Origin of the sequence: Paenibacillus sp. FSL A5-0031, from assembly GCF_001956295.1 — a bacterium.
In the GTDB taxonomy this organism is placed as follows: Bacteria; Bacillota; Bacilli; order Paenibacillales; family Paenibacillaceae; genus Pristimantibacillus.
In genome coordinates this window covers 15,198-29,293 of sequence record NZ_MRTD01000023.1, presented here as the reverse complement: position 1 = coordinate 29,293, position 14,096 = coordinate 15,198, and the positions used below count along the sequence as shown (strand labels likewise).

Below are 14,096 nucleotides of genomic sequence, written 5' to 3'. Positions count from 1 at the left end.
ACCTTCTCCTGCCTCTCTCCAAGCGCTAAGTAATCTCCTAACTAATAACCCTATATGGCTTACGATAATTCGCTAATTGCTACCCAGCGGCGTTCTGCAATCGAACGATCTACCGCCTCCAGAACCTCTTGGCATTTCACGCCATCTACAAAGTTCGGTACAGGCTGACGATCTTCAGCAAAAGCTTGCATCAGCTCATGCACTTCATGTGTAAACGTATGCTCGTACCCAATGGTATGTCCAGCTGGCCACCAAGCGTCCATATACGCATGCGATGGATCGGTTGCGAGTACGCGGCGGAAGCCTTGAACATCCTCAGCATCATCGGTGAAATAAACTTGAAGCTCATTCATCCGCTCAAAATCAAACTTGATGCTTCCTTTACTGCCGTTAATTTCAAAAGCGTTCGTACAGCGATGGCCGGCTGCGAAGCGAGTCGCCTCAAAGCTGCCCAGCGCTCCGTTAGCAAAGCGTGTCATAAACATGGTTGCATCATCCACTGTTACTTCTCCGAGCGGTCCACCCTCGCTTCCCTTTGCGCTGAGGCCTGTCATAGCTGAAGCAATCGGACGCTCTTTAACGAAAGTTTCGCTCATGCCGATAACCTCATTGAATTCTCCAACGAGAAAACGCGCCATATCTATCAAATGTGCTCCTAAATCACCATGGGAGCCGGAGCCTGCAATTTCCTTCTGAAGACGCCATACGAGCGGGAAGCTCGGATCGATAATCCAATCTTGCAAAAACACAGCACGGAAATGATAGATTTCACCGAGCCTGCCATCAGACACTAATTTTTTGGCAAGCTGTACAGCAGGTGCAAATCGATAATTAAAACCTACCATATGCTTCACGCCTGCTTTTTCTGCAGCATCAAGCATTTCACGGGAGTCTTCGAGAGTAAGCGCCAGCGGCTTTTCACAAAAGATATGTTTGCCAGCTGCCGCTGCTGCTAGAGCGATAGCCTTATGTGCATCACTTGGTGCATTAATATCGATCAGATCAATATCCTCACGGTTAACGAGTGCTTTCCAGTCCGTTTCAGCACTTTCCCAGCCGAATTGTGACCGTGCTTGCTCAACGCCTTCTGGATCGCGACCACAAATGGCAGTCATCTCCGGCTTAATCGCATTCGGGAAAAACATCGGAAGCGCGCGGTATGCGTTGCTATGTGCCTTCCCCATAAACTTATAACCAACCATGCCAACTCTTACTTTATCCATAAAAATCCGCCTCTCTTAAGCGTAAACGCCTTATGCTGCCTCTAAGCAATAAGATCGCGTCCCGCAATTGAAATAGAATGGAGCAGAAAAACTCGTATTCAGGATTTAACGTTTGAGTCTTGACGTTTCTCTTGTGATCAGGCTGACCGGTAAAACATCTGTTTGTGAATCTGTCGTTTCCGTTTTCTGATCCGGGTCCAGCAATCTAGCAGCTGCAAGCTTACCCATTTCATAGAAAGGAACAGCAACGGTTGAAAGCCTTGGACTAATGATGCGCGAGCCGTCTGAGTCATCATATCCAACTAGCGCATAATGCTCGCCAGCTTCAACTCCCAGTTCCCGCAAGCGCTGCATCAGGCCGATTGCCATTCGATCATTAGCCGCAAATACCGCATCGATATTGCCTTCTTTAATTTGTTCCGCCAATTGCTCAGCGAGCTCCGCTCCGCTCTTCCGGCTGTAATTACCGTGATAGATTAGACTCGGCTCATAAGCAAGTCCCGCTTCCATTAGAGCCGCTTTGTAGCCTTCCTGCCTATCGGCACTATTGGAATATTGCAGCGGGCCGTTAACAAAAGCAATTCTGCGGCTGCCCTGACTCAACAAATGCGATACGGCTGCCTTGCTGCCTGAAACATGGTCAGCATCGACAGTACGATAATGCTCCGCATCAAACCGCTGATTCACGAGGCAGAAAGGAAAGTTCTCAGCCTTCAGCTCAGCAAGGGCGGCTCTTTCCTCAGGCACATTTTGTGAGCCTAAAACGATGCAAGCATCAATCTTATGCGTGCGAAATAGCTTAGCGTAATCTCTCGCCCCATCCGGTTCTCTAAAAATAAGAAGCAGGTCATAGCCGCAGCGTTTCGCTGTTTCACCGATTCCACTTAATATTTCCGAAAAATAGTAAGTGGAAAATAAATGAACCTTTGGCACGAATGGCAATATGACGCCAATATTCCCGCTCTTCCTTCGAGCAAATTGCTGAGCAAGCGCATTCGGTACGTATCCAAGCTCAGCCGCGGCTTGTAATACACGTTCACGCGTTTCCTCTTTGATAGGGCCGACGCTGTTCATCACTCTCGAAACAGTCGCCTCTGAAACACCAGCTAGTTTCGCAACTTCTTTCCTGCTAATAATCATTTTCCTCCTGAAAAACTAATATGCTAAGTTGTCATTTCATTTCAATGTACACGCGTACATTATTGCATGAAAACGTTTTAGCGTCAATAAACTTTTTGCATATTTTTCTATCGTTGCCCTCTTTACAAAAAAACGATCCAGAACGCTTGCATCGGCGTCCCAGATCGTTTTTTCTCGTTGTCTCTTACAGTTACTTACTTCTTCGCTATTTCATTAATCCATTCAAAAACAGCGGACAGCGCATTTGCTTCCTCACTCATGTTCATCCTATCGATATAGGATTTACGGTTTTGGTACAAACGCTCGACGCTCTCAACAAGCGTGCTTGCCGTCAGCTTCTCTTCATACAAAACGTCGGCATAACCAGATTTCTCAAATGACTGAGCATTCAAAATTTGATCGCCTCGGCTCTGTTCCCGTGTTAGAGGAATAAGCAGCATCGGCTTCTTTAAAGATAAAAATTCAAATATGGAATTAGAGCCTGCTCGTGAAATCACAAGGTCCGTCATCGCCAAAACATCCGGCAATTGCTCATTCACAAATTCGAATTGCTTATAGCCAGGCATAGCAAGCGACGGGTCAACTTGATTTTTACCGCAGAGATGAACGATTTGAAAGCTTTTGGTAAGGCTTGTTAATGACTGTCTGACCGCCTGATTAATTTTGCGTGCACCCAAGCTTCCACCCATAATTAAGATGACAGGTTTGTTTTTAGTAAATTCGCAAAAGGTTCTGCCTCTATCCGCGTTGCCCTGCTTCACTTCCTCACGTATAACTGCCCCTACATGCCTGCTTTTATCTGCCTTCAGCATGCTGCCCGTCTCAGGAAAAGTCGTACATACTCCTGTAGCAAAAGGAATCGATAGCCGATTGGCGAGACCCGGCGTCAGATCGGATTCATGAATAAGCAGCGGCACCTTGTTTAGCCATGCGCCAATAACGACAGGTACGGATACAAATCCGCCTTTGGAGAAAATGACGTTCGGTTTATTTTGCTTAATGAGGCGATAAGCTTGATAAAGACCTTTTACTACCTTGAACGGGTCCTTAATGTTCTGAATATCCATGTACCTTCTCAGCTTTCCCGTCGATATCGGAAAATACTTAACCTCTGGAATCGTTGCGATAAGCTGCCTTTCAATACCGCTCTCCGATCCGATATATTGGACTGACCAGCCCTCTTCCAAAAAATGCGGGATCAAGGCCATATTAACGGTAACGTGTCCGGCTGAGCCTCCCCCGGTGAACATGATTGTTTTCATGAATGACTAGCCACCTATCGTTTTTTATCCATTTATTATACGGGTAAAGATTCATTTTAGCACTGAAATTCAAGGAGATGGATATAAAAAGCATCCCCAGCCGCAAGCGCTGCTGCGCGATTGGCCGAGGATGCTTTAAACGTGCCTATATCCCTACCCTTAAGGCGCAGTTTCCAGAAACTTAGACGTTGGATTCTTGTCTACTGCCGTACGCATCGCATATTCGTTCTCGAACAAGACGACATAGTTGCCCTTCTTGTCCTTTACGAGCGTCGTATTGATTCGGAATTTGCTAGGGTCAATATTATCATCAACGATCCAGCGGGCAAATTGGAACTGCATCCGGTGCAATTGAATATCTACGCCGTACTCCGCTTTCATTCGATGCTCAAATACCTCAAATTGCAAATGACCAACAACGCCGAGAATTGTCTCATCGAAGTTGCCTGTGGAGTGGAACACTTGAATCGTGCCTTCCTCCGTGAGCTGATCAATGCCTTTTTGGTACTGCTTGTGCTTCAACGCATTTTTAACGGTTACTTTAGCAAAAATTTCAGGCGAGAACGTTGGAAGCTCATCGAACACAACTTCGCCGCCTTGTGATAATGAATCGCCGATTCGGAAAATGCCTGGATCAAACAAACCGATAATATCGCCCGGATACGCCGTATCCACGATATCACGGTCTTGCGCTAGAAACTGCTGCGGTTGCGCAAGCTTAATGTCCTTGCCATTACGCACATGACGAACGCTCATTCCGCGCTCGAATTTGCCGGAGCAAATCCGAAGGAAAGCAATTCGGTCACGATGGGCCGGGTTCATATTCGCTTGAATTTTGAAAACATATCCTGTAAATTTCTCATTCGTCGGATCAACCTGACCTGTCGTGCTGTTGCGCGAGGTCGGCTTAGGAGCCAGCTGAAGGAAGTTTTCTAGAAAAGTTTGCACGCCAAAGTTATTAACCGCGCTTCCGAAGAAAAGAGGCGTCAGTTCACCCGCTTGCACTTTCTCAAAATCAAATTGATCACCAGCGACATCCAGCAGCTCAAGATCACCAATAAGCTGATCTGTTAAATAATCTCCAGCCATCTCACGAATGACAGGATCATTATAATCGCTAACGGGACGAACCTCGATTGTCGAGTGGTCATTTCCTTGGAATAGCTCGACCTGTGTTTTCATTCGGTCATAAACACCGCAAAGCTCACGTCCCATGCCGATTGGCCAGTTCATTGGAACAGCGCGAATGCCTAAGACACGCTCAAGCTCCTCCATTAATTCAAATGGACTTTGCCCTTCACGGTCTAGCTTGTTAATAAAAGTAAAAATCGGAATGCCGCGTTTGCGGCAAACCTGGAACAGCTTGATCGTTTGTGCCTCGACACCTTTGGCAACGTCAATAAGCATGACGGCGCTGTCGGCTGCGGTAAGCGTACGATACGTGTCCTCACTGAAATCTTGGTGACCAGGCGTATCAAGAATGTTAACGCGATGTCCTAGATAATCGAACTGCATTACGCTGGACGTTACCGAGATACCACGTTGTTTCTCAATTTCCATCCAGTCGGATGTTGCATGACGGCTCGCTTTGCGCGCCTTAACTGACCCTGCAAGCCGAATGGCTCCTCCGAATAGGAGGAGCTTCTCAGTGAGGGTCGTTTTTCCTGCATCCGGGTGAGAGATAATCGCGAATGTACGGCGCTTATCTACTTCCTGTTTAATTTCTTCACTTAACGATTGGCTCATGCTTGTCTTCCCTTCATTACGTAAGGTATGCGGCAGCGATTATTTTCCGCTGTTCGAAACCCAAATGACGTTATCTTCCTCTTGTCCGTTAACCGGCCACCAATGGAAACCATCTTCTTTTAGCATTTCATCCGCAGCTTCTGGACCCCATGATCCCGCTGGATACAGCTTCAAATCACTTTTCTCTTCACGCCAAGCTTGTGCAATACGATCCACGAAAGCCCATGCTTGGGATACTTCATCCCAGCGCGTGAAGTAAGTAGAGTCGCCGCGTGCCGCATCATGAATGAGGCGCTCATACGCTTCAGGCGTATTTAAGCCGATTTGGCAGCTTTGGCAGAACTCCATGGCAACTGGCTGTACCGAATTGTTTTGACCAGGTGTCTTTGCGTTTACTTTAATATATATGCCCTCAAGCGGGTTTACGCGAATAACGAGCAAATTCGGCGCCAAATCATGACGCTGGGCAAATAGAACATTTTGCGGCATCGATTTAAACTCGATGACGACCTCCGTTGTTTTTACAGGTAGACGTTTGCCCGTTCTAATATAGAAAGGCACGCCAGCCCAGCGGAAGTTGTCCACTAATACTTTGGCAGCAAAATAAGTTTCAGTCGTGGAGTCCTCGCCAACAGAATCCTCTTGGCGGTATCCCGGAAGTTCTTTGCCATGATGGCTGCCTTCGCTGTATTGACCGCGTACGACGTGCGAGCGAACCTCATCACTTGACGTATAATTGCGCAGTGAACGAAGCACCTTTACCTTCTCGTCACGAATATCTTCTCCGTGCAAGCGGCTTGGCGGCTCCATAGCAATCATCGTTAGCATTTGCAGCATATGGTTCTGACCCATGTCGCGCAAAGCTCCCGATTTGTCGTAATAGCCTCCGCGATCCTCAACGCCAACCGTTTCGGATAATGTAATCTGAACATTGGCAATATGGTTATTATTCCACAAAGGCTCAAAAAAAGCATTAGCAAAACGAATAACTTGAATGTTTTGAACCATTTCCTTGCCTAGATAATGATCGATACGGTATATTTCTTCTTCCTTAAACACTTGGTTAATCTGCTCATTCAGCTTCTGAGCCGATGGAAGATCGTAGCCAAATGGCTTCTCGATTACAACGCGATGCCAACCGTTTGATTCAAGCAATCCGCCGTCGCGCAAATTGAATGATACCGGACCGAAAAGTGAAGGCGCAAGGGCCAAGTAAAAAAGACGGTTGCCCGGAATGTTGAACTTCACGTCAAGCTGCTCAGACAATTTGCTAAGCTCGCGGAAGCCTTCTACATCGTTAATATCGAGTGACATATATACGAAATGTTCTGCAAAACGATTCCAAAGCTCAGCATCGTCCGCTTTGTAACGACAAAACTCTACAATAGATTCATAAAGGTCAGCACGAAATTGTTCATTCGTACGAGGACGTCTTGCTAGACCAACGACGGCAAAGTTTTCCGTGAGCTTGCCTTCTTTATATAAACTGAAAAGGGCTGGAAACAGCTTGCGCCGAGCCAAATCGCCCGTTGCTCCGAAGAGGTAATATACAGCACCTTCTGCAGAGACGGATTCAAGATTATTATTATATGTCATTTGCCTCATTCTTTCCCTATGTATTTTTATACAACTTTACATGATATGTAGTTTAGCATATTCAACTTTAATTCGCTATTCAACATGTCATAAAAAATACTGATAAGATCCGTTACTAATTCTAATCAAAGTATACCCATCTATGGGCTCGCTGTCGCATTGGCACTGTATTCACCCGTAATGACAGGCACACCGATCGTCAATGCCGTTTGATCCGAATTTGTCTCTTTATGCAAAGCGATTTGAAGATTGGCTGTTTTCCCATTTTCAACGGTGATGGCTGAATGCAGCATTCGGGTATAAAACATGTCGCTTGTCGTGCCTTTATCTTCATAATGATCCACTGCTTTGGCATCTGTGAGCCTAACCAAACGCTGAATGGCTTGACTATTTTTCGTATAACCTTGTACTTTCATACTCGTCGTAAACGCAGGGGAAATACGTGCGATCTGCGCGGAAATTTCTGCTGTCACTTGCAACAGCTTATTTTTTTTGGTCATTTCAGTTGGATTAGTTTCTAATATAACCATAAGCTGCTCGCCATTGCTGTCTATCTGCGTGAGACTAATTGAAACTTGTCCGCCGTATGACGGGATAACGCCAGTGACTGTTTTGCCCTCATTCTGGTTCTGCACCAGTATGCTGCTAGCTTTTCCCGGTTCCTGTGAAAACATTTGCTGAGTAAGCTCCTCCATGGCTCCTTCCTTGCCCGTTACATTCCATCGAATCGACCACTGCGCTTCCTCAGAGCTGCTTTTCATTTGGTCGTCGCTCCATAACCAAAGCTCTCCCAAATCATGCTGAAGAAGCTGTTCCGCTGAAGTTGCTTCCTTCGGTTCCCTGTCGGCCTGCCACATCGCCCATGCTGCACATATCAAAATCACGAGCATCGCTAGCATGATCCCAACCTTCGTTTGTTTGGCTCGCTGCTTTGCTGACTTACGGTGGCGAGCGGGAGGTGTGTTTTTCGGAATATACATTATTATTCACTCCTGTCCTCTTCCAAATGGGTAAACATCCATACACGTTTGCCTGTAGGTGAATACACTGGTTGCAGGAATGCTGGAATAAATGCTTTGAGTCTAGCCTCTATAGCAAAATGCCAATACAACACGCTCAAGCGCTTTATTCCAATTACACTTTGGAGGTGTCATCAGCAAATGGAACGCATTTATCCATTGCACGAAGAAGTCGTCAGTCGTTTTTGCGGGTATCCAGTATGTGTGATTATGAATGACGGCATGCGCCACTTTGGCATACTTAGCTCCTGCGAGAGCGGCAGATTGCATTTAAACGCAGGTTCCGGCGAAACGGAAGCCGCGACCGCAAATGCAAAGCCGCAAGTTTCAAAAAACAAAAAAGGCGGTAAAGGTAAAAAAGAGATGGCTCATAAATCATCTTCAACGCAAGTTCAAACACAGGCTTACCCTTATGATCCTTATTATTATGGAGAACGGCCTTATTATCCATGGGGCGAAGCGCTCGCTCTTGATTTGGCATCAATCGCATTCTTGTTTCTATTGCTGTAAATGGCAAAGCGGCGAGCTCAGCGGAGATGCGCCGCTTTTTTATTTAATTGATGCTGCTGACAGCTTTCGCCAGTCTTTTTAATCACCTTATAGTACGCTGACACAACATATACCAATGGAGTGAGAAAGGGGTTTTCTAATGAGCACATCGATACGTTCCATTCGAGGCATAGAACGATCCTATGCATACTCCACCGTACAAGCCGTTAGCCCTTATGCTTATTATCCTTATCGGGATGGCGAGGCTCAGCAAGCCCCAGAATATAACAAAAGCTTAACGCGCGATTTCCAGCAAGCTGCAAACAGTGCTGCTTCTTGGCTTAGTAAGGCTAAAAAGGCGCAGTCCGACATTGAGCAGATAAACAAGCAATTAAGTAACGAATTGTACACGGACAAGCCAATTGCAGGCAGCTTGCATCGCCTTACTGCGGTGCTCAATCAGTTGGAGGATCATTACAGAGCACATGCTGATGATTTGAAACCAGAGCTGTGGGAGAGTATTGAGCTGGCTTTGAGGCATCCCGCAGCGGAGGAGATCGGACTGCGACGCAGTACAACAAACGGCAAGTGGATTGCGGATTCTACCTATACCATTTCTTCAGAAAATAGAGATCGAACAGCTAGCCTTATTTCTGTTCAGAACGAAATCAGCAAGAGTTTGCTGCCAACTACCATCCATATGGAGCAAAAACAAGAGCTGTCGTACTCTTCCAGCCGTATGCAGAGGCTAATGCTTGGATCAGAAGGTATGCTTACTGGCATAAAATATGCACTTACTTATGCCGAGCAGCATAAGGCCGTTGATCTGCTCCAGTCACCTCTTACATCAACTCTTCCTTACGCTGCTTACTACAGTTCTATGCAAACCTATTCGCCAATTCCATATGTTGGATTAGTCTTGAATCGGTTTCTTTAAAGTTAAATCCGAAGGAGCATGCTACGTTAGCAAAGCTGCTGTTTGCCACTCTATGTAAGTGATATATTCGGCTCCGTTCCGGCTATATCCTCCCGTTTTATATAATAAAAACCTTTATTTTCATCAAATTCCATGTTAAGGGATAAGAATGACCTCAATGATATCACCCGCTTCCGCTCCTCTCGAGCCTGATGGAATGATTGCTAATCCTTCTGCATCCGCAATGGAAGCCATCATACTCGATTTGGAAAAGGCTAGCGGGTCAGCATGCAGGCTTCCATCTTCCGTGCTGATGAGTGTTGTGCGCACAAAACGATCATGGGGACTTGGCTTATTCACAGCTGTCCGCAGGTTTGCTTTTACTTTACGAGGCAATGCTTTACTTGCTCCCTGCAATCGCAGCAGCACCGGACGAACGAATAATTCAAATCCGACAAAACAAGCACCGGGATTGCCCGACAAGGCGAGCAGCAGCTTGCCGTTAAACATTGCTGCTGACGTTGGACTGCCCGGCCTCATCGCAACTTTGTCGAAGAGCACCCGGTTTCCATCTTCGCTGCCAGATACCCTATTGTTCTTTATCGTCCTTATGATGTCTGACATGACATCAAAGTCCCCTACAGATACACCGCCTGTTGTGACAATCAAATCAACATCATCCCATACACTCGCCAAAGCAGCCTCAACGGCATCAGGCTTGTCTTCCAATGATCCGCACATAACCGCTACTCCGCCGCTCTGCTCCACCATAGCAGCGACCATAAAGCTGTTGCTGTCGCGGATCTGTCCTGCCGCCAGCGGAGCCTCGACCGCCAGCAATTCGCTGCCGGTTGCAAATATCGCTACGCGCGGGCGCTTGCCAACCGCCACCTCGGCATAGCCGAAGGTGGCTAGCAGCGCAATATGTCCCGGTCGCACAAGCGTCCCGGGACATGCCAAAGCGCCCCCAAGGCGAAACTCCTCGCCTTGGGGCGCAATGTGCTGGCCTGCCGCGCCGGCGTGCTTAATCAGCACCGCCGGCGCGCCGTCGGCCAGCATCGCTTCCGCGGTCTGCTCAAGCATGACGACCGCGTCAGCCCCCATAGGCACAGCCGCGCCAGTCATGATGCGCACGGCAGTGCCCTTCTGCACGGTCGCAAGGGCGAGCTCGCCCGCTGCAACCGAATCAACCACGCGCAGCGTCGCCGGCGTACCTGGCGACGCTGACGCGATATCTGCCGCGCGCACGGCGTAGCCGTCGAGGCCCGAGCGCGCGAAGGGCGGCCAGTCGCTTGTCGCAGCTACCGTCTGCGCAAGCCATCGGCCGCCGCTAGCCCGCAGCGGCACAAGCTCGCTGCCGAGAGCTAGCCCATCCGCAGCAGCAAGCAGCCGCTGCTGCGCTTCTTCCACCTTCACAGCCTGCCGTTTGAACCGGCTTATCTGTTTCCTCTCACTCGCCTCACCGCGATTAGCCATATCTCTACTCCCGCTCACCTCAACGCGATCGGCCTTATCCCTACTTCCGCTCGCCCCGCCACTCTCAGTCATATTCACCCTCCGCTCATCTCGCCGCCTTACATAACCTTCGGCAGCTTGTTCAGCATCCATTTTACAATGTATGTTAAACTATTGGCAATTACGGTCATCAAGCGCCATGAAGGAGAAGCCCATGCCATTAATCGTTCAAATCGTTGGATACAAAAATACCGGCAAAACCACATTGGTTTGCCGGCTAACAGAACGCTTCAAACAAGCAGGATATAAAGTTGGGACAATCAAACGCGACGCGCATGATTTTCAGATCGATACACCAGGGACGGATACATGGAGACATCAAGAGGCAGGAGCTGATATAACAGCTATCACATCCTCAAAGCGCACAGCAATTATGAAACAGCATGCTGAACCGCTTCAGCTGTTAATTTCACAAATGACCGAGGCCGACGTTATTCTTATCGAAGGTTTCAAAGATGCCTCATACCCAAAAATCATTATGATTCGAACTGCAGTTGATTCCGAACTGCTCCACAGCGTACCCAACCCTCTTGCAGCCGCAGTTTGGAATGATCCCAACCGTGGAACAATAGTTCACCCATCCATCCCACTAATCGATGTGGATGATATTGAACAGCTACACCAAAAAGTATTATCGATATCCGCTAAGCAGTAGCCCTACACTTATTCGGCAATTCCTTGTCTATGAGCATAAATGGCTGCTTGCGTACGATCATCCACATCAAGCTTATTAAAAATATTCGTAATATGAAATTTTACTGTTTTAACTCCAATGAACAGCTCATCGGCAATTTCTTGATTGGAGCGTCCCTGTGCAACCCGCTTCAATACATCCATCTCGCGCTCAGTCAGCTCATCATGCAGCGGAGCTTGCTCTTGCTGCTTTGGCTGCCGGAAGCGATTCATCATTTTAGCTGCTACCTGCGACTCCAGTACCGATTGTCCGCGAGCAGCGGCCCTTATCGCATCCGCGATCTCGGTCGCTCGCGACGTCTTCAGCAAATAGCTGAATGCGCCTGCTTCAATAACAGGGTAGAGCTTGCTATCATCCAAATAGCTCGTCAATACAATTACCTTGCATTCCGGGTACAGCTCGAGCAGCTTGGCTGTCGTCTCGACTCCATCCATGCCATCCATAACTAAATCCATAAGTACAACGTCCGGTCTGTATGCCTGTGCTAATCGAATGCCGTCCATGCCGTTGCTCGCTTCACCGACAACCTCAATTCCATCCTCGGTATCAAGCACCGCTGCAAGTCCGATGCGCACCATTTCATGATCATCTACAAGCAGAACCTTTATAGGCCGACTCAATTGCTGGGTTGCTTCCACACCTTACACCGCCCTCATTTTTTCGTAAAGCTCATCATTATCTCTAATTATATTACATTCTCTTATGAAACATCAGTGGGCACCCAAATTTCAATGACAGTTCCCTCGCCAGGTCTCGAAATCATCTGCAGGGAGCCGCCAATTTCAATTACCCGCTCTTCCATAGTCAGCAAGCCATAGGACGTTTGCTTCTTCGCCTCAAGATCAAATCCAACGCCGCTGTCCTTTAGACTCATGTGTACTTGGTTGCCGAATTGAAGCAATTTGATATCCATGCTTTCCGCTTTCGAATGCCTGAGCGTATTCGATAATGCCTCCTGAGCGATGCGGAACAGATGATCCTCAGCATTAGGAGGAAGCAGGATCGTATCATCAACCTCAAGTGTAATCTTCATCGGTACTTTCTGCTTCAGCTCATCCACTAGAACAGTAAGCGCCTGCCCCAGATTTTTTCCGTCCAAGTGGACGGGCCGAAGATGTAGCAGCAACGCGCGCATTTCTGATTGAGCAACAGCAGCCATTTCCTCAATAAGCTGTACCTGACGTTTGGCTCGCTCCCAATCTCGCTCAATCGTTCGACTAACTGCAGTCGCTGTCATCGATATGGCGAATAACTGCTGGCTTACTGCATCATGCAGCTCGCGTGCAAGCCGCTGGCGCTCTTCGATTACTGCGGTGAACTTGACCTTCTTCGCCCAGTTAGGATCAACCTGCTCTTGTTCTGAAATTTCGTTTTCCGTCGTCTCCCCATTGCTTAGCGTAACTGTAAATCGACGTTTTTTTTGCTGCTCGGTCAGCCGCTTCAGCGATTCCTTTAGTTTGGAGTTTTGCAAATAACCGTTTAATGTAGCAGCCGCTAAACCTGCACCAACGAAAGCTAGTCCGATAATTGCCCATTTCCCTTGAAGCGTGAAGAGATCAACATAACCGATTCCTTGCAATATGATAACAACCAAGCTGACAATGATCAGCAGCCACAATATGGTTTCCGTTACAAGACGCTTGCGGGCCGCATGATTCGAATGGTCGCTCTTATTGCCTTGCTCCATACGGCTCACTTCCTTCTCTTCGCTATTTTAACCACGATGAAGCAAAAAACATATGAAAGAGCAGACCGCAAAACGGTCCGCTTCCTTCATAGCCTATAGTCTTATTCCTCAGTCGGAGCCTTTGTTAATGAAGTTGTTGGGTTTAGCTTGTTTTTAAGTGCTTGCAGCTGCTCATCCACTTTATTTTTTTTCTCAGCATCTGCTGCATTAAAGCTGTTCGAAGAGCTGTTATAGGAGTAAGGCGTGCGCAAAACATCTGCTTCAGCCTCTAGCTGCATAATTTTCTCTTCCATCCGGTAGAAGCCGCGTGATGCCGAACCGCTATCAATCGTGTTGTTAGTAGTCAATTGCGCCATTTGCTTTTGAGCTTTTGCTACTTGTGCACGGGAAGCAAGCTCATTGCGCTTGTTGCGAAGCTGGTAGAACTCTTCTTTCATTGCGTGCAGCTGTTGCATCAATTCCTCAGCCTGTGTCTTCGATTGTGCGTGCAAATCAGTATATTCTGTTACCTTTTGGTCAAAATAAAGCTTCTCTTCAAGCAGCTTGCGCGTATGTTCTTCTTGTCCAGCTCTTAGAGCCGCTTCTGCTTTTGATTCACGATCTGCCGCGCTGCGTACTGTTTCTTCCAAGCGCTGCTTCATCCGGCGCTCATTCGCCATTTGTTTAGCTACTGTAACCTCAGCTTGATGAATTTCAGATTCCATGTCACGCAAGTATTGATTTAACATAATAATCGGATCTTCAATTTTGTCCAATGCCTCATTTACCGATGCCTTAGTCATGTCTTTCATGCGTTTGAAAATTCCCAT

At 47.5% G+C, this 14,096-nt stretch carries 13 protein-coding genes; 3 read left to right on the top strand and 10 right to left on the bottom strand.

From position 1 onward, the window contains the following. Positions 1-59: 59 nt before the first annotated feature. From BK120_RS29050 to BK120_RS29025, 6 genes are all read right to left on the bottom strand, one after another. Complete coding sequence (locus BK120_RS29050) at positions 60-1,223, bottom strand: Gfo/Idh/MocA family protein (protein WP_076270995.1); 1,164 nt, start codon at positions 1,221-1,223, stop codon at positions 60-62. Between the two features lie 105 nt (positions 1,224-1,328). Further along, positions 1,329-2,363 carry a LacI family DNA-binding transcriptional regulator gene (locus BK120_RS29045; protein ID WP_076270994.1) on the bottom strand — a complete coding sequence of 345 codons (1,035 nt, stop codon included), beginning with the start codon at positions 2,361-2,363 and terminating at the stop codon, positions 1,329-1,331. A gap of 194 nt (positions 2,364-2,557) precedes the next feature. After that, positions 2,558-3,625 (bottom strand): undecaprenyldiphospho-muramoylpentapeptide beta-N-acetylglucosaminyltransferase, encoded by a 1,068-nt coding sequence (locus BK120_RS29040; protein ID WP_076270993.1) that lies wholly within the window; start codon positions 3,623-3,625, stop codon positions 2,558-2,560. A 159-nt stretch (positions 3,626-3,784) separates the two neighbouring features. Beyond that, positions 3,785-5,371 carry a peptide chain release factor 3 gene (locus BK120_RS29035; protein WP_076270992.1) on the bottom strand — a complete coding sequence of 529 codons (1,587 nt, stop codon included), beginning with the start codon at positions 5,369-5,371 and terminating at the stop codon, positions 3,785-3,787. Between the two features lie 39 nt (positions 5,372-5,410). Continuing rightward, a complete protein-coding gene (gene zwf / locus BK120_RS29030; protein WP_076270991.1) occupies positions 5,411-6,967 on the bottom strand; it encodes a glucose-6-phosphate dehydrogenase in 1,557 nt (518 codons plus the stop codon). Between the two features lie 140 nt (positions 6,968-7,107). Continuing rightward, the gene (locus tag BK120_RS29025) at positions 7,108-7,947 is read right to left on the bottom strand and encodes a YwmB family TATA-box binding protein (protein WP_076270990.1); all 840 of its coding nucleotides are present in this window, start codon (positions 7,945-7,947) and stop codon (positions 7,108-7,110) included. A gap of 180 nt (positions 7,948-8,127) precedes the next feature. On the opposite strand from BK120_RS29025, the gene BK120_RS29020 reads away from it, so the two are divergent. Next, positions 8,128-8,496, top strand: coding sequence for a hypothetical protein (locus BK120_RS29020; RefSeq protein ID WP_076270989.1), 369 nt, complete (start codon positions 8,128-8,130; stop codon positions 8,494-8,496). A 139-nt stretch (positions 8,497-8,635) separates the two neighbouring features. Continuing rightward, positions 8,636-9,412, top strand: a complete 777-nt coding sequence (locus BK120_RS29015) for a hypothetical protein (protein WP_076270988.1) — start codon at positions 8,636-8,638, stop codon at positions 9,410-9,412. 135 nt (positions 9,413-9,547) lie between these two features. Here the strand turns inward: BK120_RS29015 and BK120_RS29010 are convergent, their stop codons facing one another. Then, entirely contained in the window at positions 9,548-10,939 is a 1,392-nt protein-coding gene (locus BK120_RS29010) for a molybdopterin molybdotransferase MoeA (protein ID WP_256711057.1), read from the bottom strand. 121 nt (positions 10,940-11,060) lie between these two features. Here BK120_RS29010 and mobB point away from each other — a divergent pair, with 121 nt between their 5' ends. After that, positions 11,061-11,561, top strand: a complete 501-nt coding sequence (gene mobB / locus BK120_RS29005; RefSeq protein WP_179089921.1) for a molybdopterin-guanine dinucleotide biosynthesis protein B — start codon at positions 11,061-11,063, stop codon at positions 11,559-11,561. An 8-nt stretch (positions 11,562-11,569) separates the two neighbouring features. Here the strand turns inward: mobB and BK120_RS29000 are convergent, their stop codons facing one another. From BK120_RS29000 to BK120_RS28990, 3 genes are all read right to left on the bottom strand, one after another. Next, entirely contained in the window at positions 11,570-12,220 is a 651-nt protein-coding gene (locus BK120_RS29000; RefSeq protein WP_076271056.1) for a response regulator transcription factor, read from the bottom strand. 80 nt (positions 12,221-12,300) lie between these two features. Beyond that, the gene (locus tag BK120_RS28995; protein WP_076270986.1) at positions 12,301-13,287 is read right to left on the bottom strand and encodes a sensor histidine kinase; all 987 of its coding nucleotides are present in this window, start codon (positions 13,285-13,287) and stop codon (positions 12,301-12,303) included. A gap of 101 nt (positions 13,288-13,388) precedes the next feature. Continuing rightward, positions 13,389-14,096, bottom strand: a complete 708-nt coding sequence (locus BK120_RS28990; protein ID WP_076270985.1) for a PspA/IM30 family protein — start codon at positions 14,094-14,096, stop codon at positions 13,389-13,391.

What these genes read in the sequence shown, in the direction of transcription:
- BK120_RS29050 (WP_076270995.1), bottom strand. Translation starts at nt 1,223, where the DNA reads ATGGATAAAGTAAGAGTTGGCATGGTTGGTTATAAGTTTATGGGGAAG.
- BK120_RS29045 (WP_076270994.1), bottom strand. Translation starts at nt 2,363, where the DNA reads ATGATTATTAGCAGGAAAGAAGTTGCGAAACTAGCTGGTGTTTCAGAG.
- BK120_RS29040 (WP_076270993.1), bottom strand. Translation starts at nt 3,625, where the DNA reads ATGAAAACAATCATGTTCACCGGGGGAGGCTCAGCCGGACACGTTACC.
- BK120_RS29035 (WP_076270992.1), bottom strand. Translation starts at nt 5,371, where the DNA reads ATGAGCCAATCGTTAAGTGAAGAAATTAAACAGGAAGTAGATAAGCGC.
- zwf (WP_076270991.1), bottom strand. Translation starts at nt 6,967, where the DNA reads ATGACATATAATAATAATCTTGAATCCGTCTCTGCAGAAGGTGCTGTA.
- BK120_RS29025 (WP_076270990.1), bottom strand. Translation starts at nt 7,947, where the DNA reads ATGTATATTCCGAAAAACACACCTCCCGCTCGCCACCGTAAGTCAGCA.
- BK120_RS29020 (WP_076270989.1), top strand. Translation starts at nt 8,128, where the DNA reads ATGGAACGCATTTATCCATTGCACGAAGAAGTCGTCAGTCGTTTTTGC.
- BK120_RS29015 (WP_076270988.1), top strand. Translation starts at nt 8,636, where the DNA reads ATGAGCACATCGATACGTTCCATTCGAGGCATAGAACGATCCTATGCA.
- BK120_RS29010 (WP_256711057.1), bottom strand. Translation starts at nt 10,939, where the DNA reads ATGACTGAGAGTGGCGGGGCGAGCGGAAGTAGGGATAAGGCCGATCGC.
- mobB (WP_179089921.1), top strand. Translation starts at nt 11,061, where the DNA reads ATGCCATTAATCGTTCAAATCGTTGGATACAAAAATACCGGCAAAACC.
- BK120_RS28995 (WP_076270986.1), bottom strand. Translation starts at nt 13,287, where the DNA reads ATGGAGCAAGGCAATAAGAGCGACCATTCGAATCATGCGGCCCGCAAG.
- BK120_RS28990 (WP_076270985.1), bottom strand. Translation starts at nt 14,096, where the DNA reads ATGGGAATTTTCAAACGCATGAAAGACATGACTAAGGCATCGGTAAAT.